Origin of the sequence: Micromonospora sp. RTGN7, assembly GCF_033804645.1 — a bacterium.
Taxonomy (GTDB): Bacteria; Actinomycetota; Actinomycetes; order Mycobacteriales; family Micromonosporaceae; genus Micromonospora.
The window spans coordinates 60968-85919 of record NZ_JAPZLF010000022.1; the positions used below are offsets into that span (position 1 = coordinate 60968).

Annotated in this window: 12 protein-coding genes; 6 read left to right on the forward strand and 6 right to left on the reverse strand. The window is 72.2% G+C overall.

The genetic code is table 11. The annotated features are described in order from the left end of the window. Nucleotide 1: 1 nt before the first annotated feature. Nucleotides 2-1021 carry a zinc-binding dehydrogenase gene (locus SNR22_RS25040; RefSeq protein WP_320069104.1) on the reverse strand — a complete coding sequence of 340 codons (1020 nt, stop codon included), beginning with the start codon at nt 1019-1021 and terminating at the stop codon, nt 2-4. Nucleotides 1022-1147: 126 nt separating this feature from the next. Then, complete coding sequence (locus SNR22_RS25045; RefSeq protein ID WP_320069105.1) at nt 1148-1696, reverse strand: winged helix-turn-helix domain-containing protein; 549 nt, start codon at nt 1694-1696, stop codon at nt 1148-1150. 336 nt (nt 1697-2032) lie between these two features. Here SNR22_RS25045 and SNR22_RS25050 point away from each other — a divergent pair, with 336 nt between their 5' ends. After that, complete coding sequence (locus SNR22_RS25050) at nt 2033-6391, forward strand: S8 family serine peptidase (protein WP_320069106.1); 4359 nt, start codon at nt 2033-2035, stop codon at nt 6389-6391. Nucleotides 6392-6481: 90 nt separating this feature from the next. On the opposite strand, the gene SNR22_RS25055 is transcribed toward SNR22_RS25050, so the two are convergent. Together SNR22_RS25055 and SNR22_RS25060 are read right to left on the reverse strand one after the other, a co-directional pair. Then, nucleotides 6482-7039, reverse strand: coding sequence for a winged helix-turn-helix domain-containing protein (locus SNR22_RS25055; RefSeq protein WP_320069107.1), 558 nt, complete (start codon nt 7037-7039; stop codon nt 6482-6484). 669 nt (nt 7040-7708) lie between these two features. Continuing rightward, complete coding sequence (locus SNR22_RS25060; protein ID WP_320069108.1) at nt 7709-7981, reverse strand: hypothetical protein; 273 nt, start codon at nt 7979-7981, stop codon at nt 7709-7711. Between SNR22_RS25060 and SNR22_RS25065 the strand changes: the two genes are divergently transcribed. After that, on the forward strand, nt 7980-8324 hold the full coding sequence (locus SNR22_RS25065; RefSeq protein WP_320069109.1) for a peptidase inhibitor family I36 protein: 345 nt from the start codon (nt 7980-7982) through the stop codon (nt 8322-8324). The genes SNR22_RS25060 and SNR22_RS25065 overlap by 2 nt on opposite strands. Nucleotides 8325-8328: 4 nt before the next feature. After that, nucleotides 8329-9219 carry a hypothetical protein gene (locus tag SNR22_RS25070; protein WP_320069110.1) on the forward strand — a complete coding sequence of 297 codons (891 nt, stop codon included), beginning with the start codon at nt 8329-8331 and terminating at the stop codon, nt 9217-9219. Between the two features lie 39 nt (nt 9220-9258). Here the strand turns inward: SNR22_RS25070 and SNR22_RS25075 are convergent, their stop codons facing one another. Beyond that, entirely contained in the window at nt 9259-11898 is a 2640-nt protein-coding gene (locus tag SNR22_RS25075; protein WP_320069127.1) for a tetratricopeptide repeat protein, read from the reverse strand. Nucleotides 11899-12244: 346 nt separating this feature from the next. Between SNR22_RS25075 and SNR22_RS25080 the strand changes: the two genes are divergently transcribed. Genes SNR22_RS25080 through SNR22_RS25090 form a run of 3 tightly spaced genes read left to right on the forward strand, consistent with a single transcriptional unit; the run spans nt 12245 to nt 23969 of the window. Further along, nucleotides 12245-21976, forward strand: coding sequence for a pre-peptidase C-terminal domain-containing protein (locus SNR22_RS25080; protein ID WP_320069111.1), 9732 nt, complete (start codon nt 12245-12247; stop codon nt 21974-21976). A gap of 58 nt (nt 21977-22034) precedes the next feature. Next, nucleotides 22035-22478, forward strand: coding sequence for a hypothetical protein (locus tag SNR22_RS25085; protein WP_320069112.1), 444 nt, complete (start codon nt 22035-22037; stop codon nt 22476-22478). 3 nt (nt 22479-22481) lie between these two features. Continuing rightward, the gene (locus tag SNR22_RS25090; RefSeq protein WP_320069113.1) at nt 22482-23969 is read left to right on the forward strand and encodes a hypothetical protein; all 1488 of its coding nucleotides are present in this window, start codon (nt 22482-22484) and stop codon (nt 23967-23969) included. Nucleotides 23970-24035: 66 nt separating this feature from the next. Here SNR22_RS25090 and SNR22_RS25095 read toward each other — a convergent pair whose 3' ends face one another. Beyond that, the gene (locus SNR22_RS25095) at nt 24036-24824 is read right to left on the reverse strand and encodes a DUF427 domain-containing protein (RefSeq protein WP_320069114.1); all 789 of its coding nucleotides are present in this window, start codon (nt 24822-24824) and stop codon (nt 24036-24038) included. Nucleotides 24825-24952: the final 128 nt, after the last annotated feature.

The window sequence follows — 24952 nt, forward strand, 5'->3', positions numbered from 1 at the left end:
GTCAGGGCGTGACGATCCTGATCCCGGGTGGGGTGGGGCCGTCCATGGCGGCCAGTGCGGCCGGTGCGGCGGTCAGGGGCAACTGCTCGGTCACCAGGTCTCCGGGGCTAAGCAGGCCCGACTCCACCAGGGCCATCAGGTCGCCGTACGCGTGGGCCGCCATCCCGTGGCTGCCCACGATCTCCAGTTCGTGTGCCACCACCCGGTCCATCGGCACGGTCACCCGCGCCGGGAGCAGCCCGACCTGGACGTGCCGGCCTCGCCGGCGCAGCCCCTCGACCGACGCCGTGAGGGTCGCCTGGCTGCCGAGGGCGTCGATCGACACGTGAGCTCCGCCGCCGGTCGCGGCGGGTATGTCGAGCGGAGCCGCAGCCGCGTTCAGGGTCACCGTGGCACCGAACCGCGCCGCCATGGCGAGCGCCTCCGGTCGCACGTCGACCGCGACGACCCGGGCCCCGGCGGCGGCAGCGATCATCACGGCGGAGAGCCCGACGCCGCCGCATCCGTGCACGACGACCCATTCCCCGGCGCGAACCCGGCCCTGCGCCACCACCGCCCGGAACGCCGTGGCGAAGCGGCAGCCGAGCGCCGCGGCGGTGGGGAAGTCCACCGCGTCCGGCAGGCGGACCAGGTTGACCTCGGCGTGGTGCACGACGACCAGGTCGGCGAAGGACCCCCAGTGGGTGAACCCCGGCTGCTGCTGCCGGTGACAGACCTGATGGTCGCCGGCGAGACAGGCGGGACACGCGCCGCAGGCGCAGACGAACGGGACGGTCACCCGGTCGCCGGCGGCCCAACCGGTGACGCCCGCGCCGACCCCCGCGACCACCCCGGCGAACTCGTGGCCGGGCACGTGGGGCAGCCGGATGTCCGCGTCATGTCCTCGCCAGCCGTGCCAGTCGCTGCGGCACACCCCGGTCGCCTCGACGGAGACCACCACCCCACCGGGCGGGGCCACCGGGTCGGGAACCTGCCGTACCTCGGGCGTCGTGCCGAACGTCTCGTAGACCACCGCGCGCATGCCACCAGCATGCCCCCACCGGACCCCGGTGCGGCAGAGGTGCGGGGGCCCGCACCGGGTCGCCGCAGCTTCGGCCGCCGCCGGCCAGCCAGGACCCTCCGGTCGACGGCCGGGATCGCGGGGACGTCAGGCGCCGCCGGCCCGTGCCCCGTGGTGGCCGGTCAGCCGGAACCCGACACCACGCACCGCGACGATGGTGACGCCGGTGCCGAGCCGGTCGAGTTTGCGCCGCAGCCGCTTCACCAGCGACTGCACGTCCGACGTGCGCTGCTGTTCCTCGTCGTGCCAGACCGATCGGTGCAGCTCGGCGTAGCTCCAGGCCCGGACCGGCTCGGTGGTCAGGCAGGCAAGCAGGTCGTGTTCGAGCCGGGTGAGCGGGACCTCGCGGTCCTGGCAGCGGGCCGTGGACCGGGCCGAGTCGATCCGCAGGGCGTCCCCCGGAGCTGCGGGGGCGGGTGGCCGCGCGGTCGGTGCCCCGGAGCGCTGGCGGGGAACCCCGATCAGTCTGCGCAACTCGTCGAGGTCGGCCACCAGCAGCAGCGGCGCGACACCGTCGAGGCGTTCGGCGAGCCTGATCCGTTCCACCGGCGACGGCGTCACCGCGATGACCAGCGGGAACGGGGCCCAGGCCTCGTCGGACCCGCCCGGCGCCGTGCTCTCGTCGCCTTCGTTCACCCGTCCCCACCCGGAAGCGATGGGCAATTTCTGCCCGACTCTGTCATGGCCGTGACAGTAATTGTCAGACCCTTCGTCAAGCGGACAGCTCTTGGTGACAGTTTGCTCACACAAAGTGCTTGATCGCGCATCTTTGTCGATCATAGTGTCCACACAGGCGCCGGCGTGACCCGCGCGGCGCCTGGGGGCCTGGGGGGTTCGTTCAATCCGGTGTGTGATCCAGACGGGGGATGGGTCTTCTGCACCTTCGCCACGGCTTCACCAAACGCGGGTCGTTTTTTGGAGGCAGCACCGATGCTGAGACGTCCACAATCCAGGCGCCTGTTCAGGCGACTGGTGAGCGCCGGTGCGGCGATCGCACTCGCCGCGGCGGGTTTGGCGACGACCGGTTCCGGCGCGCAGGCCGCGCCGGGTGGGGCGACCGCGTCCGCGGACAAGATCCGACCCGAACTGATGAGCCAGCTCCAGGGCAAGAGCGAGAGCGACTTCTGGATCCGCTTCACCGGCAGGGCGGACCTGGGCAAGGCCAGCGCGAACCAGGACTGGAACAAGCGGGGCGCCGCGGTGGCGGACGCCCTGCGCAAGACCGCCGCCGACAGCCAGGCCAAGGTCCGCTCCGAGCTTGACGGCGCCGGCGCCAAATACCAGACCTTCTGGGCGACCAACGCCATCAAGGTCAGCAGCGGCTCCTTGACGATGGTGCAGAACTTCGCCGCGCACGCCGAGGTCGAGGGCATCTACGCCACGACGGCCTACCAGCTGCCCAAGGTCACCGAGGGCACCGACGAGAAGACGGCGAACGCCCTGGAGTGGGGCATCGCCAACATCAACGCCGACGACGTCTGGTCCGAGTACGGCGTCACCGGCGCGGGCATCACGGTGGCGAACATCGACACCGGGGTGCAGTACGACCACCCGGCGTTGGTGGGCGCCTACCGCGGCAACAACGGCGACGGCACCTTCGACCACAACTACAACTGGTTCGACGCCGCCGGCGACTGCGCCACCGCGCCGTGCGACAGCGACGGCCACGGCACGCACACCATGGGCACGATGGCCGGCGCCGTAGGCGCCAACCAGATCGGTGTCGCGCCCGGGGTCAAGTGGATCGCGGCGAACGGCTGCTGCCCCTCCGACGCCGCACTGGTCACCTCCGGCCAGTGGATGCTCGAGCCCACCGACCTCAACGGCCAGAACCCGGACGCCAGCAAGCGGCCGAACATCATCAACAACTCGTGGGGCACCACGCAGCCCTCCAACGACCCGTTCATGGAGGACGTGACGCTGGCCTGGGCCGCGTCGGGCATCTTCGGGACCTGGTCCAACGGCAACAAGGGCTCGGCCTGCCAGACCAGTGGCTCACCGGGCAGCCGGACCAGCAACTACTCGACCGGCGCGTACGACGTCAACAACAACATCGCCAGCTTCTCCTCCCGCGGCAGCGGGCAGGACGGCGGGATCAAGCCCAACATCTCGGCGCCCGGCGTCAACGTCCGCTCCAGCGTTCCCGGCGGCAGCTACGCCAGCTACAGCGGCACCTCGATGGCCGCCCCGCACCTCGCGGGCGCGGTCGCGCTGCTGTGGTCGGCGGCACCCGCGCTGGTCGGTGACATCACCGCGACGCGCGCCCTGCTGGACAACTCGGCGATCGACAAGGCCGACGCCCAGTGCGGCGGCACCGCGGACGACAACAACGTGTACGGCGAGGGCCGGCTGGACGCGCTCGCGCTGCTCGACGCCGCCCCCATCGGCGAAACCGGCACCCTGGCCGGCAAGGTCACCGACGCGGACACCGGCAACCCGCTGCCGGGCGCCACGGTGGCCCTCACCGGCCCGGCGACCCGCGAGCTGACCACCGGCGCCGACGGCACGTACTCGACCCTGCTTCCGGTCGGCGACTACCAGGCCGCCGTGACCGCCTTCGGCTACGCGAGCAAGACGGTGCCGGCGACGGTCGCCCGCAACGCGACCACGACCCTCAACGTTGCCCTGACCGCGGTGCCCTCCGTGACCGTCAGCGGCTCGGTCACCGACGGCTCCGGACACGGCTGGCCGCTGTACGCCAAGGTGAGCGTCGAGGGCCTACCGGTTTCCGACTACACCATCCCGGTCAACGGCCGTTACAGCTTCACGCTGCCGGCCTCGTCGACGTACAAGCTGAAGGTCGAGCCGCAGTACCCGGGCTACCAGACCGTCACCAAGGACGTCGTCGTCGGACCGGGCAACGTCACCCACAACATCGCCGTGCCGGTGGACCCCAAGGCCTGCACCACGGCGCCCGGGTACACGTACGGCTCCGACGGCGTGTACGAGACCTTCGACGGCAACCGCGTTCCGGCCGACTGGTCGGTGGTGGACAACGCCGGCCTCGGCCAGGTGTGGGACTTCAACGACCCCGGCAAGCGGGGCAACCTCACCGGCGGCGCCGGTAGGTTCGCGATCATCGACAGCGACAAGTACGCGAGCGGCGGGCGGCAGGACACCTCGCTGGTCAGCCCGGTCGTCAACCTCACCGACGTCGCGACCCCGGTGGTCCGGTTCAACCAGGACTACAACTGGCTGGGCTCCGACCGCGCGGACGTCGACCTCAGCATCGACGGCGGCGCGACCTGGGCCAACGTGCTCCGGCAGGCGAAGGACGTCCGTGGCCCCCTGGTGACCGAGGTGCCGATCCCGCAGGCAGCGGGCAAGGCGCAGGTCCAGGTCCGGTTCCACTACTACGACGCCTCCTACGAGTGGTGGTGGCAGGTCGACAACGTGCTGATCGGCAGCAAGGTCACCTGCAAGCCGACCAACGGCGGCCTGGTGCTCGGGCACGTCCGGGACAAGAACGACAACGGCTACGTCAACGGCGCCACCGTTACCAGCGATGACAAGGCGACGGAGACGGCCACCACGGTGGCCACCCCCGACGACACCAAGCTGGCGGACGGCTTCTACTGGCTGTTCTCGTCGCAGACCGGCACACACGGGTTCACTGCCAAGGCCGGCAACTACGTCAGCCAGACCAAGCAGGTCGACGTCCAGACCGACTGGGCCACCGCCGTGACCTTCCAGCTCGCGGCCGGCAGGCTGTCGGTGAAGCCGGCCGCGGTCAGCGCCACGGTCCGGATGCCCACCGGCAAGGTCACCAAGTCCCTCACGGTGACCAACACCGGCGGCGCCCCCGTCGACGTCGCGTTCAGCGAGCAGGACAACGGCTTCGAGCTGCTGCGGGCCGACGGATCCCGGCTGACCGAGCGGCAGATCCTGGGCGCCCAGGGTGCCCCGGTGCAGCGGCTCACCGCCGCGACGTCGGTCGCCGCGTGGGCGTCCGGCAAGGCGACCACGGCCGCCTCCGCCCCGGTCGGCCCGCAGGCCGCGCCCTGGACGGACATCGCCGACCACCCGACGACCGTGATGGACAACCGGGTGGTGAACCTCAACGGCAAGGTGTACTCGATCGTCGGCGGCAACGGCACGGCGTCGACCGCGAAGAACTATGTCTACGACCCGATCGCCCAGACCTGGACGGCGATCGCCGACCTTCCCGGTGCGCGCAACGCCGTGACGGCGGGCGCCGTCGGCGGGAAGATCATCGTGACCGGCGGCTGGGGGCCGGCCGGCCCCGACGGCACCACCTGGTCGTACGACCCGGCGGCCAACACCTGGACGGAGAAGGCGGACAACCCCGCGCCGCGCTCCGCCGCCGGGCAGGCCGTCGCCGGCGGCAAGCTGTACGCCATCGGCGGGTGCACGACGGCAAGCTGCACGCCGATGTCGAACGACGTCGTCCGGTACGACCCGGGCAGCGACACCTGGGAGGCGCTGCCGGACTACCCGAAGTCGGTCGCGTTCCTGTCCTGCGGCGGGATCGGCGGCGTCGTCTACTGCACTGGCGGCAACGACGGTACTGCGGCGCAGAAGGCCGGCTACGCCTTCGACCCGGCGGCCAACACCTGGACCGCCATCGCCGACGCGCCGGCCGACAACTGGGCCAGCTCGTTCGCCGTCGCCAACGGCAAGCTCCTGGTCGTCGGCGGGTCGCAGGGCGGTGCCATCACCAACGTCGGCTTCGCCTACGACCCGGCCACCAGCTCGTGGTCGAACCTGCCCAACGCCAACACCGCGCGGTACCGCGGCGGCGCGGCGTGCGGCTTCTACAAGGTCGGTGGCGCCTCCGGTGGCTTCACCGCCACCGCCGACAGCGAGGCGCTGCCGGGGTTCGAGGGGTGCGCCGAGGCCGCTGCGGATGTCAGCTGGATGACGATCGACAAGACGGCGGCCACCCTGGCGCCGGGTCAGAGTGTCACGGTCAACATCGGGATCGCGGCCACCGTCGACCAGCCGGGTACCTACTCCGGGTCGATCGTGATCAAGGAGAACACCCCGTACACCGTGCCGCCGGTGTCGGTGACGATGATCGCGCAGCCGCCCACGACCTGGGGCAAGCTGATGGGCACGGTCACCGGGACGAGCTGCCAGGGTGCCAGCACGCCGATCTCCGGCGCGGTGGTCCAGGTGGACTCGTGGGCGGCGTCGTGGACGTTCGCCACCGACAACCAGGGCCGGTACGCCTACTGGCTGGACCGGCGGAGCAACCCGCTCTCCATGATCGTCGCCAAGGACGGCTGGAAGCCGCAGAGTCGACAGACGAGGATCAACACCGCCACGCCCACCGTGGAGGACTTCGCCCTGTCACCGATCCGCTGCTGACCGCCGCACGCTGACGGACAGCTCCGGCCCGCCTGGTCACCCGACCGGGCGGGCCGGACCCGTTCCGCAGATGGTGAGCCGGGCTCGTGGTCAGGACGCCGCGAGACGGAAGCCGATCCCACGGACCGAGTGGATCGTCGCGGCCGCGCCCAGCCGGGCGAGTTTGGAGCGTAGTCGCCGCACCACCGAGTGCATGTCGGAGCCGCGGCCCAGGTGCGCGGTGCCCCAGACCTCGCGGTGCAGCCGCTGGTAGGTCCAGACGTGCCCGGGCGTGCCGACCAGGCACCGCACGAGATCGTGCTCCAGTGGGGTCAGCTCGACCTCGCGGCCGCGCCAGCACAGCACCCGGCGGTCGGAGTCGACGCTCAACTCGGGTATCGGCGGACAGGTGGGGGCCGTCGCCTCGGCGAACGCAGCCCGGGCGGGCACCGCCACCGCCGCCAGCGCCGCCGCCGCCACTGCCGCCGCCACTGCGGCCACCGCCGCCGCCGCGGCGTCGGGCTGACGGACCACGCCGAGGAACTGCCGCGCCTGGTCCACACTCGAGACGATCAGGAACGCCTCGGTCCCGCCGAACAGCTCGGCGAGTTGCCGGCGTTGCGCCCCAGACGAGGCGATCCCGATGGCCAAAGGGGCGATCCCGCTCATCCTCCACCACCCTTCCCACCCGCTAAGGTCTTCCTGACGCTGCTTGATCGCCGCCGTGGCGGCGGCGTGGTGGGCGCGGGCGCCTTTCATCCCGCGGTCTCTGGTGTGGACCGCCACCGCCGGGGCCGCTCCCCGAGCACTGGCAGACTAATCGAGGTCGATGCGATGGGCAACGATGTCCGCCGGCCCGCCGCCGGCCGACCGCGTCCGGCCTGATCGACCGGCGTCACCGCCGCTACCCGGCCGTGGCCGCCCCACCGCACGGGAAATCCCCGGAAGATCGCGGCGCTTTCCCGTGCGGTGGAAGCGATTTGAGCCTGGTGGCCCGGGCCTACGCGTCGGTCGCTGCCGCGCTGAGCTGGTCACGTCGAGACGAGCACGCGGCTGTACGAAATGGTGTGCCATTTCGTTTCGTACAGGCTCGATCAGATCCGTACAGGCGACAACGGCCGGCCGTGCGCTGTCGGTGCTTTACTCGTTCTACGACAGGCAGGGTGCTGGTGCGAAAGGAGGATTGATGACGAAGGAAAGCGGTATCAATTCGCAGTCCATCCATGCCCCTCCGGCTGTCCGCGTTCGAAGTGGGGCTTCGGGTGCCGCATGTCTCAGAAGTGGAACTGCTGCCCGTACGCCGAGGGTGACATCCGCCAGTACCACCGCTGACCCCGCCTAAGGGGGCGGCGCGATCGAGGCCCGTTCAGCACGAACCGTCCGCGGTTCGTGGTCGCCGGCATCAGTTCCGGTGCCGATCGGGAATTGAGCCCGGGATCGCGCCGAGGGGCCGACATCGACGGTTTGCAGGCGGGTGCCCACCAATTCGCTGCGATCGGAGAAGCTCCGGATCGCGGCCGACACCACTGTTCCGCATCGGTCAGTCAACCGCTGATCGTCCAGGCACCACCAGTTGGGAGAAAACATGTCCGGCTTGAGGAAGATCTCCATGACCCTGGGTCTCACGGGTGCGCTGACCGCAGCCACCCTCGTCGGCACGGCCAGTGTGGCCACTGCCCACGCCTGCCCCTCCGGGGCGACCTGTTCCTACCCCACCACGAACTGGGGCGGGGCGCCCGGCCCGGTGTACGGGGACAACAGCGACCTGACGGGCTACTACAAGTGGACCCACTCCGAGTCGATCTACAACAACGGCGCCAGCTGCAACGTCACCATCTACTCCGGTATCGGCCGCGGAGGAACCGCGTACCCGCTCAACCGGGGCACCGGGTGGAAGACGATCTCCGGCTCGAAGATCTGGCACCACGCCTACAGCAACAAGTGGTTCTGCTGAAGCGATGCGACGAGCTATCGCGTGCTGCGCCGTGACGGTGCTCGCGCTGGGGGGTCTGGTCGGCTGCGGGAATGCCCCGCCTGCCGATCGGGCCCGCCCGGCTGGCGTCCACCCTCTTGACGGTGCGGCCTATTACTCCGCAGCCGACCAACGGGCCGTCGACGAGAAACTGGAACGGGCCACCGGGGCCTGCATGAAAGGCCGCGGGTTCACCTATCCGGCGACGCCCGTCCCGAGCCCCACTGCCCGGGACGACTCGGAGCCGGGCGACCCCTACGGACTCATCGACAGGCAGACCGCGCGGACAGCGGGATACGACATCGTGCCCGACGAGCTGCGCAAACGCGCGCAGGCCCGTTCTGCTCCCTCGTCCCCGCCCGATCCCCGCTACGCTGCCGCGCTCGTCGGCGATCAGGAACACCAGCAGAGTATTGCCCTGCCCGAGGGCAACGAGGTTTCCATCGCCGTGGGTGCGTGCGTCACACAGGCGCGCGCCGAGGTCTTCGGTGCCGGCTGGGACCGGTTGTTCTACACCGTCCAGATACTGAGCAACATGGTCATCGAGCGCACCGGCGACAGTCCGGCCGTGCTGGAGACGCGGAAGACCTGGTCCTCGTGCGCCGAGCGGGCCGGCTACCGGGCCGCGAACCCGGAGGAGCTACGCGAGTCGATCCTCACCCGGGCGCGGGCGGCGACCGACGACGCGGCCGTCCGCGAGGCGGCCAGGGCCGAACTCGCCGCCGCGACGGCGGATGCCAACTGCCAGGAGCAGGCAGACCTACGTGAGGTGGTGCGGAGCGCCCAGCAACGGGTGGAACAGGAGGTGCTCACCGACCGGTTCCGAGGCGACCTCGATGAGCTTCGTCAGCGCCGTCGGGTGGTCCTCGGCCACTGAGCAGGCGGCACACCAGCGCGTCGGTGGCCGGTGCCGGTGTCAGTGGTGGGCGCCGTCGGGGAGAGCGCGGGTGGCCGCCGCCTCCTCCCGGATCCGGGCGGCGGCCACGGAATCCCCGGCCAACCGGTGCGCCTCGGCCAGGGTGTCGAGGGCGGTGGCCAGCCAGGTTCGGGAGTTGACCTGCCGCCAAAGGTCAACGGCGGCCTCGGCGCGCCGACGGGCCAGCACCGGACGCCCGGCCGCGAGCTGTGCTTCCGCGAGCGCATAGAGCGTCGCCGCCTCACCCCACACGTTGCCGAACTCCCGGTAGGCCCACAGGCTTCGCGCGAGCAACCGGCGTCCCTCACCGTGTTCGCCCTGTCGCACCAGCACGTCGCCCAACCAACAGGTGGCGTGCGTGGCGGTGAGCCGATCACCCAACTCCTCGCTGATCGAGGCGGCCTGCCGGAAGCAGTCGGCGGCGGCCCGGTGGTCGCCGAGGCCGCGATGGCGCTGCCCCAGGCAACGCAGCGTCTGGGCCTCGCCGGACCGGTAACCGGTGGACCGGCTCAACCGGAGGGACTCCCCGAACCGCTTGCCGGCGGCCTCGATGCGCCCCTGTTCCAGGTCGATGACGCCGATGCCGTTGGTCGCGTAGACGAGGCAGTTGACGTTGCCGGTCGCGCGGGAGAGCTCGATGGCCTGTTCGAAGTGACGCACCGCTTCGGCGTACTGGCCGAGCAGCCGGTGCACGTACGCCAGACCGGCGGTGGCGCTCGCCCGGTAGGCCGGGTCCGGGCCGTCGGTGAGCAGCAGGGCCTGCTCGAAGTGCACCAGTGCCTCCGGGTACCGGTCCAGGATGGTGGTGAGTTCGCCGAGGCAACGGTGGAGTTTGGCGGCGCTGCCCGAATCGCCGTTGTACAACGCGGCCTTGAGCGCCCGGGTGTGGAGCCGTTCCCAGTCGTCGAAGTGGCTTCCCAGCTGGAAGAACGTCATCAGCGCGGTGGCCAGCGCGGTGGCCAGCGCGGTGGCCGCCGCGACCTCTGCGCCGTCCAGCCCCTGGTCGACCACGGCGATGAGGAACCGGCGTTCGTCATCGAACCAGGCCACCGGCTCGGCGACGAGCTGGTCGGCGTCCGTCGCCGGGAGCCGCCAGGACATCGGCTCGGCCTGCGCAGTGCCCTGGAAGTCGGCGCTGAGGATGGTCGCGGCGAGGTCGGTGAGGTGCCGGCTCGCGCCGGCCAGCCGGTCCAGCCCGGCCGCTCGGGTCGGTGCCGGGACCTCCCGCTCCGCCCGTTCCCGACCGAGTAGCCGCACCAGGTCGTGCAGCCGGTAGCGGATCCCGGTGGCGCCGATCGGCCCTATCTCCACCAGGTGCACCTCGATCAGGTCGTCGAGCATCGTCTCCGCGTCCGACAGGCTGATGTCCAGCAGCGCGGCCAAGGCCCAGGCGGCGAAGTCCGGACCGGGCAGCAGGCTGAGCATCTGCAGGGCCTGCTGCGTCGAGGCGGGTAACCCCCGGTAGGTCAGTTCGAGACTGGCCCGTACGGCGACGTCACCGACGGCGAGCTCGTCGAGCTTGCGCTGTTCGTCGGCGAGCGCCCGGGCGACCCTGGCCAACGGCCAGTGCGGCCGGGCGGCCAGTCGCGCTCCGGCCACCCACACCGCGAGGGGAAGGCCACCACAGGTTTCCACGATGAACCGGGCCGCCTCAGGGTCGGCGGCGGTGCGGTCCCGGCCCAGCATCCCGTGCAGCAGGGCGAGGCCCGCGGTGGTGCTCAGAACGCCCAGGGGAAGCCGGCGACCACCCAGGTCGGCCAGGGTGGCGCGACTGGTGACGATGGCGGCGCACCGCTCGCCGCTGGGCAGCAGGTCGCCGATCTGCCGGGTCGTCGCCGCGTTGTCCAGGACGATGAGCATCCTCCGCTGTGCCAGCAGGGTGCGGTAGAGGTGGATCCGGCTGGTCAGGTCCGGAGGCACCATGCCGCCGTGGACCCCGAGCGCGCGCAGGAAGGCTCCCAGGATCGTGAACGGCTCGGCCGGCTCGTCACCGAAGCCCTGCAGGTCGATGTAGAGCTGACCGTCGGCGAACCGTGGGGCGAGGAGGTGCCCGACCCGTACCGCGAAGGCCGTCTTGCCGACTCCGGCGGGCCCGGTGACCAGCAGGGTCGCCGGCCCGGCGGCATCCCGGTCGAGCAGCCGGAAGGCCTCGGAGATCTCGTCGTCCCGGCCGACGAACAGCGGCAGGTCCGGTGGGAGCAGGCAGGGGGTGACCTGTCTTCCGGCCAGCCGGTACGGATGGGGCCCGGCGTTCCCCTCACGACCCGGCGTCGCCGCAGCCCCCGGGTATTCGGCGCTCGGCTCATCCCCGGGCCCGGGCGAGGGCTGCGACACGACACCGGACGGGCCGGTCGCCGGTGCGGCTTCGCCGAGCAGGGCCAGTGCCCGGCGGGCCGCGACCCATTCCGCCACCACCACGGCATCGCCGCCGCATGCGCGTACCAGCGCTGCCACGACTTCCTCGGACGGTAGCGAGACCCGGTTGAGCGCGCTCGCCACGGTGCTGGCCGGCAACTGGTCGCCGCCCTTTCGCGCCCTCTGTTGCAGGACCCGATAGGACAGCCCGGACCAGGTCTTGACCGCACGTAGCCGAGCGACGAACTCCGCTGCCGTTCGCGCCGTACCAGGCCGCGTCGGCATCGTCACGGAGCGCACTCTATCACCGCGATTTTCCATTCAAGATGACAAATCACTGACAACCGGGACGTTGCATCCGGCGCGGCGGCGGGCCTCGGGCCGGTGGCGCAACGGCGTCCGGCTTCTATGGTCCGCCGCTGACCTGCCCACTTATGACCGGGATCGACCAACGCAATCATCTGTCCGATAGTCGACACGGTTGGGTGCGGCGGCGGCCGTTTCGGCCGGTGGGGGAGGTGGTCACCGTGGGTCACTGACGCGTGCGCCCCACCGCGCTCGCCCCGCCATCTATTCCCGCTGATGGATCTCGCCTACCTTGCCATCCAGATATTCCGTCCGGGGAGGCAGCATGTCGGGACCGCTCGGTCGCCGTACCGTCCGATCGCGGGTCTGGGCAGGTGCCCGGCTGCGGTTCACCGCGAGCCTCGCCGCGCTCGCCCTCCTGCTGGCCCTCGCCGTCCGGGCGGACCTGCCGGACATCGTCGCGGCCTCGGTCTCCTGCGACTCCGTGGGCTACGGCTACGACGCCGCCGGGCAGTTGGCCGGGGCGCAGGACCGGTCCGGCCGGACCGCCCGGTACCGATACGACCCCGCCGGCAACATCACCTCCGTCACCGGCGACGTCGCCCCGGCCCTCGCCCTGCTGTCGGTGGTGCCGGCCCGGGCGGTGGTGGGTGCCGAGGTGACCCTGGAGGGCGGCTGCTTCTCCGACGTGGCGACCGAGAACACCGTCGCGTTCAACGGCGTCCCGGCCACGGTCACCGCCGCCGGTGGCCGGCGGCTGGTCGCCCGGGTCCCCGCCGGGGCGACCACCGGCCCGGTCACCGTCTCCGTCGGCGGGGCCACCGCGACCGGTCCCCAGTCCTTCGTGGTCTCCGGGCCGGACGAGTCCGCGCCGACCGTCACCGGCGTCTCCCCGACCGTCGTCGCGCCCGGCGCCACGGTCACCGTCACCGGCACCGGCTTCGCCGCCGAGACGGCCGACAACGCCGTCACCCTCAACCGCACCCGGGCCTTCACCTCGGCGGTCGCCGCCGGCAGCCTGACCGTCCAGGTACCCACCGGCGCCGCCTCCGGCCGGATCGGGGTACGCACCCGCCACGGCAGCGGGGACGGTGCCGCCGACGTCTTCGTCGCCCCCGCCCCCTACACCGTCGCCGACGTGGCGCACACCTCCAGGGTCGCGCTGGGCGGCACCGCGTCCGTGTCGATCCCGAGCGCGGGCGACATCGGGTTGGTCGTCTTCGATCTGGCCGAGGGAGAACGGGCCAGCGTGCAACTCGCCGATGGCACCTTCGGCTCCTGCGGAATCTCCACCGCGAAGGTCCTCGACCCGTTCGGGCGTACTGCGGCGTCGTCGGGATGCGTGGGCGCCACCGGCTTCATCGACACGGTGACCGCCCGGACGCCGGGCACGTACACCCTGCTGCTGGCCGCGGCGAGCGCGGCGACCGGCTCGGTCTCCGCGACGGTGCGCCAGGTGCCGGCCGACGCCGCGGCGAGCAGCACCCCGGGCGGGGACCCGGTCACCGTCACCACCACCGTGGTGGGGCAGAACGCCGCGGTCACCTTCCCCGGCAGCACCGGACAGCGCGTCTCGGTCACGCTCAGCGGCGGCACGTACGGCACGTACAACGCCGCCGTCACGCTGCGCAAGCCGGGCGGCGGCTCGGTCACCTCCAACGGCTCCTGCGGCACCGCCTGCTTCCTGGACACCGCCGTGCTGCCGGTCGAGGGCACGTACACCGTCGTGGTGGACCCGCCGTCCACCACGACCGGGGCCATCACCGTGCAGGTGCACGACGTGCCCGCCGACGCCACGGTGGCGGCCACTCCCGGCGGGCCACCGGTCACCGCCACCACGACGGTGCCCGGCCAGAACAGCGTCGTCTCGTTCGCCGGCACGGCGGGCCAGCGGGTGCTCGTGCACCTCACCGGCGGCACGTACGGGACCTACAACGCGGCGGCGGTGATCCGCAAGCCGGACGGGTCGAACCTGACCGGCAGCGCGTACTGCGGCAGTTCGTGCCTCTTCGACACCACCGTCCTGCCGGTCGACGGCACGTACACCGTCCTGGTCAACCCAGAGGCCTTCCACGTCGGGTCGGTCGGCGCGCAGGTCCACGTCGTGCCGGCGGACGCGACCGCGAGCACCACACCCGGCTCCGCCCCGGTCACCGTGGCCACCACCGTCGGCCAGAACGGCGTGATCTCCTTCGCCGGCACGGCCGGGCAGCGGGTGTCGGTGCAGTTCAGTGGTGGTACGTACGGGACGTACAACGCGTCGGCGGTGGTCCGTAAGCCGGACGGGTCGAGCCTGACGGGGAGCGCGTACTGCGGGGCGTCGTGTTTCTTCGACACGGTGACGTTGCCGGTCGACGGTACGTACACGATCCTGCTGAACCCCGACGGGGCCACCGTCGGACAGGTCGCGGCGCAGGTCCACCTGGTGCCGGCGGACGCCACGGCGACCGCGGCCCGGGGCGGCGCCCCGGTCACCGTGGGCACCACCGTTCCGGGGCAGAACGGCGTGATTTCCTTCGCCGGCACGGCCGGGCAGCGGGTGTCGGTGCAGTTCAGTGGTGGTACGTATGGGACGTACAACGCGTCGGCGGTGGTCCGTAAGCCGGACGGGTCGAGCCTGACGGGGAGCGCGTACTGCGGGGCGTCGTGTTTCTTCGACACGGTGACGTTGCCGGTCGACGGCACGTACACGATCCTGCTGAACCCGGACACCACCTACGTCGGCCAGGTCACCGCCCAGGTCCACGCCGTGCCTGCGGACGCCGCGGCGACCGCCACACCCGGCGGCGCCGCCGTCACCGTGACCACGACGGTGCCGGGGCAGAACGCGGTGGTCTCGTTCGCCGGCACCGCCGGGCAGGCCGTCTCGGTCACCCTGGCCAACGGGACCTTCGGCACCTACAACGCCTCCGTGACGCTGCGCGCCCCGGACGGCTCCACCGTCGTCAGCGAAAGCTACTGCGGCACGACCTGCTCGTTCAACGCGGTGACACTGCCGGTCACCGGGACGTACACCGTGCTTGTCAATCCGACCGGCACCACCCTCGGCGCCATCGCCGCCCGGGTCTACGACCTGCCCAACGACGCGGTCGCCAACACCACCCCGGGTGGGGCGGCGGTGTCGGTGACCACGACGGTGCCGGGGCAGAACGCGGTGGTGTCGTTCCCCGCCGCGGCCGGGCAGCGGGTCGCGGTGCAGCTCAGCGGCGGCACGTTCGGTGCCACCGAGGCGACGGTGACGCTGCGCCGCCCCGACGGCACCACGATCGTGTCCCACACGACCTGCGGCACCTCCTGCCTCCTCGACACCCAGGCGCTGACCGTGGCCGGCACGTACACCGTCCTGGTCGACCCGAAGGGCACGGTCGTCGGCAGCATCACCGCGAAGGTGCACGACGTGCCCGCCGACGCCACGGCGGCCACCACCCCGGGCGGCGCGGCGGTGTCGGTGACCACGACGGTGCCGGGGCAGAACGCGGTGGTGTCGTTCCCCGGCACCACCGGGCAGCGGGTCGCGGTGCAGCTCAGCGGCGGCACGTTCGGCGCCGCCGAGGCGACCGTGACGCTGCGCCGCCCCGACGGCACCACGGTCGCGTCGAACACCGCCTGCGGGGCCTCGTGCTTCCTGGACGGCACCCTCCTGCCGGCGGACGGCACGTACACCCTGCTGGTCGACCCGAAGACCACCGCGGTCGGCGCGCTCACCGCGAAGGTGCACGACGTGCCCGCCGACGCCACGGCGGCCACCACCCCGGGCGGCGCGGCCGTGTCGGTGACCACCACCGTGCCGGGGCAGAACGCGGTGGTGTCGTTCCCCGGCACCGCCGGGCAGGTCGTCACCGTCAGCCTCTCCGCCGGCGCGTTCGGCGGGGGCAACGCGACCGTGACGCTGCGCGCGCCCAACGGCAGCGCCGTCACCAGCTCCTCGTCCTGCGCGACGAGCTGCTCGTTCAGCTCGGTGTCGCTGGTCACGGGCGGCACCTACACGCTGCTGGTCGACCCGGTCGGGGTGGCCGTCGGCAGCCTGACCGCGCAGGTGTTCGACGTGCCCGTCGACGCCACCGTCAGCACCACCCCGGGCGGCGACCCGGTCACCGTCACCACCACCGTGCCGGGGCAGAACGGCGTGGTGTCGTTCCCCGGCACGGCCGGGCAGCGGATCCTGATCCAGGGCACCGGCGGCACGTACGGGACGTACAACGCGTCGGCGATCGTGCGGAAGCCGGACGGGTCGAACCTGATCAGCAGCGCGTACTGCGGGACGTCCTGCCTCTTCGACGCGACGGTGCTGCCGGTCACCGGCACGTACAGCATTCTGGTCGACCCGGCGTCCACGTACACCGGCGCGCTCACCGTCCGGGTCTACGACGTGCCGGCCGACGCCACCGCCGGCACCACCCCCGGCGGGGCCGCCGCGACCCTCACCACCACGGTCCCCGGCCAGAACGCGGTGCTGTCGTTCGCCGGTGCGGCGGGTCAGCGGATCGTGGTGCAGGGCACCGGTGGTACGTACGGGACGTACAACGCGTCGGCGATCGTGCGGAAGCCGGACGGGTCGAACCTGACCAGCAGCGCGTACTGCGGTGCGTCGTGCTTCTTCGACGTCACGACGCTGCCGGTGGCCGGGACGTACACCATCCTGCTGAACCCCGACGCGGCCTACACCGGCGCGGTGACCCTGCGGGTCTACGACGTCCCGGCGGACGCGACGGCCGGCGCCACCGTCGGCGGCCCGGCCGTGCCGGCCACCACCACCGCCCCGGGCCAGAGCGCGGTGCTGTCGTTTGCCGGTGGGGCGGGTCAGCGGATCGTGGTGCAGGGCACCGGTGGTACGTACGGGACGTACAACGCGTCGGCGATCGTGCGGAAGCCGGACGGGTCGAACCTGACCGGCAGCGCGTACTGCGGTGCGTCGTGCTTCTTCGACGTCACGACGCTGCCGGTGGCCGGGACGTACACCATCCTGCTGAACCCCGACGGGATGTACACCGGCTCGGTCTCGCTGCGGGTGTACGACGTGCCGGCCGACGTCACCGCGAGCGCGACGCCGGGCGGCGCACCGGTCACCCTGACCACCACCGCCCCCGGGCAGAACGCGGTGCTCTCGTTCACCGGCGCGGCCGGGCAGCGGCTCTCGGTGCTGGGCAGCGCCGGAACGTACGGCACCTACAACGCGTCGGCGATCATCCGCAAGCCGGACGGGTCGAACCTCGGCAGCAGCGTGTACTGCGGGGCGACGTGCTTCTTCGACACCACCACCCTGCCGGTGGCCGGGACGTACACCATCCTGCTGAACCCCGACGGGATGTACACCGGAGCGGTCACCCTCCAGCTCTACGACGTCCCCGCCGACGCGACCGCCGCCGTCACCCCGGGCGGCCCGGGGGCCACCCTGACCACCGCCGTGCCCGGCCAGAACGCGAAGCTCACCTTCCCCGGCACCGCCGGCCAGGTGGTCACCGTGGCGATGACCGCCGGCAGCTACAGCCAGTACAACGCCATGGCGGTGATCCGCAAGCCGGACGGGACGAACCTCGGCAGCAGCGTCTACTGCGGATCCAGCTGCACCATCGCCTCGGTCACCCTGCCCGCCACCGGCACGTACACCGTCTTCGTCGACCCGTCGACCAGCACTGTCGGCGGCGTGACCGGCGAGGTGCGACTGCCCGCCCCCGCCGCCGCCGCGAAGATGCCGCCGGCGAAGACCGCGCCCCGCCCGACCGGCGACGTCACCGAGACCTGGACGCCGGACCGGTTCAACCTCGCCGGCGAGGACTGGCAGAGCCACCGCACCGGCGCGTACGGCAACCTACAGCCGGCGCTGCGCGCCGAGCGGGGGGTGACCGCGCTCGCCGGGCAGGCCCTGCTGCTCAACGGCCACCCGCTGGCCGACGTCACCATCACCGTGGGCCGGCGCAGCACCCGCACCGACGCCACCGGCCGGTTCCTGCTCACCGGCCTCACCGCCGGGCACCACGTCCTGGTCATCGACGGCGCGACGGCGAGCAGCCCCGGCCGCGCCTTCGGCCGCTTCGAGACCGGGGTGGACCTGCGGGCGGGGGAGACGGTCGAGCTGTCGTACCCGGTCTGGATGACCCGGCTCGACACCGCGCACAGCGTCCGCTTCCCCTCGCCCACCACGAAGCGGACGGTCCTCACCACCCCGGCGATCCCCGGCTTCGAGGTGCGGCTGCCCAAGGGTTCCGTGATCCGCGACCGGGCCGGCAAACGGGTCACCGAGCTCTCCATCACCGCGCTCCCGGTGGACCAGCCGCCGTTCCCGCTCCCGGCCGGGGTGCGGACCCCGGTCTACTTCACCGTGCAGCCCGGCGGGTCGGTGATCCTGCCGAAGGGCGCGCAGATCATCTACCCGAACACCCAGGGGCTCGCCCCCGGCAGCCGGCTGGACTTCTGGGACTACGACCCGCAGCGGGCGCCGTGCACCAAAGCCCCGGTGAAGTCGTACCCGAAGAAGCCCGCCACGCCCGCGAAGGCCCCCGCCGTCTGCGCGGTGTCCGGCGCGGAGGCCGGCTGGTACATCTACGGCCACGGCACCGTCACCCCCGACGGCCGGCAGATCGTGCCCGACCCGGATGTGCGGGTCTGGGAGTTCACCGGGGCGATGTTCAACGGCAGCGGCAAGCGCCCCGCCGGCACCGGCCCCGGGGAGGACGGCGACTCCGGCGGCGACCCCGTCGACCTGGCCAGCGGCCTCTTCGTCGACGAGCACACCGACCTGACCGTCAACGATGTGCTACCGATCTCGATCACCCGCACCTACCGGCAGAACGACACCCAGAACCGCGAGTTCGGCATCGGGGCGAACTTCACCTACGGCATCTTCGTCTTCTCCGAGCGGGAGTACACCGAGGCCGACCTGGTCTTCCCCGACAGCGGCAAGGTCCACATGGACCGGATCAGCCCCGGAACCGGCTGGACCGACGCGGTCTTCAAGGTCGTCGGCACCACCGGCCCGTTCCGCGACGCGGTGATGACCTGGAACGGCGACGGCTGGGACCTGGTCCGCACCGACGGCATGGTCTACGTCTTCGGCGAGAACGCCCCGTTGCAGTCCATCCGGGACCGGCACGGCAACCAGATCACCCTGACCCGATCCAGCGGCGGGCAGTCCGGCGACATCACCCAGGTCACCTCACCCAACGGGCGCTGGATCAAGCTCAGCTACACCGGCGGCCGGGTCACCCGGGCGCAGGACAACGCCGGCCGGGCGGTGCAGTACGGCTACGACGGCTCCGGCCGGCTGACCACGGTCACCTCGCCGGGCGGCCGGACCACCTCGTACACCTACGACACCGCGAACCGGATGACCACGGTCACCGACGCCCGCGGTATCACCTACCTCACCAACACCTTCGACGCCGCCGGACGGGTGGCCGCCCAGACCATGCCCGGCGGGGTCACCTACGGCTTCGCGTACACCACCGACACCAACGGCAAGGTCGTGAAGACGGCCGTCACCGAGCCCGACGGCAGCGTCCGGGAGACCAGCTTCGACGCCGACCGCCGGGTGACCGCCGAGACCATCGCCGCCGGCACCGCCCAGGCGCGCACCTCCACCACCGCGCGGGACCCGGTCACCCACCTGCCCACCTCGCTGGTCGACCCGTACGGGCGGCGGACCACGCTGGGGTACGGGCCGACCGGGGACCTCACCACGCTCACCGCGCTTGCCGGCACCGCCGCTGCCCAGTCCGCCACGGTCACCTCCGGCGGGCCGTACCGGCAGGTCACCTCGGTCACCGACGACCAGGGCCGGACCACCCGGATGACGTACGACGACCTCGGCAACCTGACCGCGGCGACCGACGCCGCGGGCCGGACCCGGCGCTACGCCTACAACGCCGCCGGCCAGGTCACCTCGTCTACCGACCCGCTCGGCAACACCACCCGCTACACCTACGAGCAGGGCGACCTGGTCGCGATGATCGACCCGCTGGGCCGGACCACCCGCAGCTTCGTCGACGCTGTCGGCCGCCCGGTGGCGGTCACCGACCCGAGGGGCGTGCTGGAACAGGTCCGTTACGACCCGGACAACCAGATCGTCACCAGCACCGACGGCCTCGGCCGGGCCACCACCTTCGAGTACGACGGCAACGGCAACCTGACGAAGGTCACCGACGCCCGGGGCAACAGCAGCACCGTCGCCTACGACAACTCCGACCGCCCCGTCACCGTCACCGACCCGCTGGGCAAGCAGGCCCAGCAGACGTACGACGTGCTCGGCAGGGTGGTCTCCGCCACCGACCGGCGCGGCAAGACCGCCGTCACCGAGTACGACGTGCTCGGCCGGACCACCTTCATCGGTTACGGCGCGACCGCCGGCCCGAGCTACGAGAGCACCAAGCAATTCGGCTACGACACCCAGGACCGGCTCGCCACCGTCAATGACTCGGCCGGCGGGCTGCTCACCCTCGGCTGGAACGACCTCGACCAGGTGGTCAGCGCGGCCGGCCCCGCCGGCACCGTCGGCTACACCTACGACGCCGCCGGCCGACGCTCCGGAGTTACCGTGCCCGGCCAGCCGGCGATTTCCTACGGCTACGACCAGGCCGGCATGATCGAGCAGATCACCCAGGGCGCCACCACGGCCACCTGGCACCGGGACGCCGCCGGCCGCACCGACCGGGTTCAGCAGGCCGGCGTCACCACCCGGTACACCTACGACGCCGCCTCGCAGCTCACCGGGATGTTCTACGAGAGCGGCGGCGGGGTGCCGATCGGCCACCTCGCCTACTCCTACGACGGCGCCGGCCGGGTGGCGGAGCTGACCGGCAGCCTCGCCAACGTCACCATTCCCAGCACCGGGCCGGCGGCCGGCTACGACGCCGCGAACCGGCTGACCAGCCGCGGCACCCGGACGTACAGCTACGACGACGAGGGCAACCTCACCGGCGACGGCGTGTTCGGCTACACCTGGAACGCCAGGGGCGAACTGGCCGGGGTGACCGGGCCGGGCCTGGCCGCCTCGTACGGCTACGACGCCGCCGGGCGGCTCGCCAGCCGCACCGCCGGCGGGTCCACCACCGGCTACCTCTACGACGGAACGAACCTGGTCCGGGAGCAGACCGGCGCTACCGCATCCGACCGGCTCACCGCCGGGCTCGACCAGACGCTGGTGCGCACCGACGCCGCCGGCCCCCGGGTGCCGATCACCGACGCGCTCGGCAGCGTGCTCGGCCTGGCCGACTCCGCCGGCAACCTGACCACGCAGTACACGTACGACCCGTTCGGCGCGGTCACCACCAGTGGCGCCGCCAGCGGCAACACCCAGCAGTTCACCGGCCGGGAACGTGACGCCGCCACCGGACTGAACTACCACCGGGCCCGCTGGTACAGCCCCGAGACGGGCCGGTTCCTCAGCCAGGACCCGGCCGGCTACGGCGGCGGCAACGCCAACCTCTACACCTACGCCCTCAACGACCCGGTCAACCTCTCCGACCCCAACGGCGACTGCCCGATCTGCATACCGATCCTGATCGGGGCGCTGATCGGCGGCGCCTCCTCCGTCGGCATCGGGGCGGGCCTCGCGGCGCTGACCGGGCGCAAGTACAGCATGGGCGACGCCCTGAAGGATTTCGCGATCGGCGGTGCCCTCGGCGCGGTCAGCGGTGGCCTCGGTGCGTACCTGAAGGCCGGCAGTTCGGTCTGGAAGCTCAACCAGTTCGAGCGCGGCCTGGCCATCGAGGCCAAGCTCGGTGGCAACCTGCCGCGCAGCTTCCCGACCATCGACAGGTTCGCCAACGGCACCGCCACCAGCATCAAGAGCGTCGACCTGACCGCCAAGAGCTATCAGACCGCCGGCCAGCTCACCAGCCGGTTGCAGGGCTACGTGGACAAGGCTGCCGGCTTCCTCAAGAACAACACTCAGGTCACCTGGGACGGCCGCACCATCACTCAGGGGCAGGTAACCGCCCGGGAACTGGAGATCGCCATCCAGAGCGGGAAGGCCAGCGCCGCCCAGCAGAGCGCGCTCAACCAGGTAGTCCAGTACGGTGCCCAGAAGGGGGTGACCGTTCGGATCGTCCCGATGAGATAGTCCGCCGGGGACGCCCCACGGGTACCCTGGGGCGTCCCTATCCCGACCGAGGACACCGATGACCAGACTCGCCGCACTCGACCTGCGCAGAGGTCGGTACGTCGCCTACTCCTCCTCGCTCAGCACCGATGGCATGTGGATCGCCAACGGGCTCTTCGACCTCCTCGACGAGCCCGCCGACGACCGGACGCTGGGCGCGGCGGTGCGCCGGATGCTCGACGGCTCCCGCGCGGGCGTCCCCACCCCCGATCCGAGGGGCGGGCCCTCGCCGTTCGCTCCCGTCCTCGACGCCCTCGGCCTGCGCTCCTACGCCACGTACGCCAAGGGCACCCGGCACGTCGGCGTCGAGCGGGACGCCGACACGGTGCTGGTCAGCCCGAGCCAGAACGGCGGCGCGCGGGTGGGCTTCGTCGGGCTGACGGAGTACGCGGTGCGGCTGACCGACCCGGGCGACGAGGAACTCGGCGGGGCGCTGCGCGCCGCGCTCGACCGGTCGAGCTGACGCGTGGGCGACCAACCCCGGCTGCACCGCCGGACGGTGCTGGCCGGCGGCGCCCTCGCCATGGCCGCGTCCGCGTTGGCCGCCTGCTCGGCCGGTGCCCGCACCCCGGACCGCCCTGCCGCGCCCGACCCGGCGCAGGGGCTGCCCGACATCCAGTTCGACGTGGCCCGGTTCAGCGCGCCGGAGCAGACCTCGCCCACCGGCGGGCCGTTCGTCATGCCCCCGGTGCACACGGTCTACCTGACCGCCGCGCTCTCCCGCAGTCCCGGCCGCGACGACCAGCGGGAACTGGCCCGGGTGCTCGCCGCCCTGGAAACGCGGTATCCGTTCGGCGCGGCCGGCCTGATGACCTTCGTCTCCTACGGCCTGCCGTACTTCCGGCGGCTGCCCGGCGGGCTCACCGGCGACCTGGCCGGCGCGCACCTGCCGCGGCTGCTCGCCGACCCGTCCCGGTCGGTGCTGGAGGAGGCGGCGCCCGCGCCGACCGACGTCCACCCGGACAACCCGGGGGTGGTCAAGAAGCGGTTCACCGTGCCGGTCCGGATCGAGCAGAACGACCTGCTGTTCACGTTCCGCAGCGACCGGGCGGCGGTCATCCAGGACGTGCTGGCCTGGTTCGACGGCAGCGGCACGCTGGCCGGCCGGCCGACGCCCCCGCCGGCCTTCGCCGGGCTGCTCACCATCACCTCCAGCCGGCACATGTTCACCCAGGTCGGCCTGCCCCGCTCGGTGGCCGAGCAGAACCGGCTGCCCTACGCCCGGTTCATCCAGCCCGACTCGCCGATGTGGATGGGCTTCTCCGACCAGCAGTCCAACGCCTCCGGCCCCCCGGCGATCTGCACCTTCGCCGGGCACCCCTCGGCCCGGCTGACCACCGCCCGCCCCGGGGACTACCTGGACAACGGCGGAATCCAGCACCTGTCGCACGTCATCCTCGACCTGCTCCAGTTCTACGACATGGCCTCGGCGGACACCCCACCCAGCGAGAACGGCAACTTCACCAAGCGGGTGCAGTACATGTTCCACGCCCCGCCGGTGCACGCCGGCAACACCGACCAGCTCACCGACGGCGGCGGGCCGTCCTTCCTGCCCGCCGAGAACCGTGGCCCGGACTACGCCGAGCGGACCGCTCGGGGAATCGGCCTGCCCCGGGGTGAACGTCGGATGGGGCACCTGTCCACCCTCCAGCGCAGCTCCCGGGCGCCCGACGGCACCCCGATGCACCTGCGGGTGGACGGCCCCGGCTTCGACGCGCTGGACGTGCCGGACGGCAGCAGCCAGCCGAAGCTGCACTTCAGCGTCTTCGTGCCCACCGCCGACTTCTTCACCAGGATGCGGCGCAGCCAGGCGTCGGTGGACCTGGCCCGCGCGCACCGGGTGGCCGAGCAGGACAACGGCCTGGAACGCTTCCTGACCTGCACCCGCCGGCAGAACTTCCTGGTCCCGCCCCGCCGGCACCGGGCGTTCCCGCTCGCCGAGCTGGCCGGCTGAGCCCGGGACCCCTCCGGCGACCCGCCGGTCCCGGCTCCTCCGGTCCGTGCCGGCCCGGCGGTGGCCTCAGGAGAACGCCGTCCTCGGCCGGTCCAGCGGCCGGCCGTCCACGACGAGGTCGACGTGCTCGTTGTAGAAGGCGATCAGCCCGGCGACGGGACCCAGCGCCCCGGTCGGGAACCCGTAGGACCAGGCCAGGTCCGGGTGTACGGAGGCGTCGGTCCGCACCGACCAGTAGTCGGTGGTGCGCCCCTTGTACGGGCAGGCGGTCCTGGTGTCCGACGGGACCAGGCGGGTGAGATCCACGTCGGTGCGCCCGAGGTAGTAGCGGGTGGGCAGTCCGGTCTCGAAGACCAGCACCGGGGAGACCGACTCGGCCAGCAGCACCCCGTCCAGCTCGACCCGTACCCGCCGGGTGGACCGCAACGCGTCCACCCGACTGTAGGGGCTACGGGGGTGGACGAACACCTCCTCGTCCTCCTCGAACCACGCGTCGAGCGCGGTCCACTCGAACCGCACCGTGCCCGACAGCGCCGCCGGCCCGTCGTCGCCGAGGACCCGTGCGGCTGACGGCCGCACCGTGTCGCCCGCCCGGATCCCGTGCACCTGGGCCGTCCCGCACGACGTGCGCTCGACGCGTCCCTCGTCGACCAGCAGCTCCTGGTCGACGTCGGCCAGGGGCACGTAGTACTGCGGGTAGGCCGGCGCCTCCCACAGGTACCGCGCCCCGGTGGTGTCCAGCATTGGGACGCCGCCGACGTACGCCCGGATCCGGCGCGGCACCGGCTCGACGTGGCCGACGGGAACGATCGCCTTCGGGTAGCTCTGCATGTGGTCCTCCGGTTCGGTGCGCACGGGTCCGCTGCGACGACCGGCCCGACCCGCCCGCGCTGGCCGTCCGGCGGAGCCGTCGCCGGCCCCGACTGCTCAAACGAGCCGGGTGCCCTGCGGTGGTGAGGCACCATGCGGGCCCTCGGCCGGTC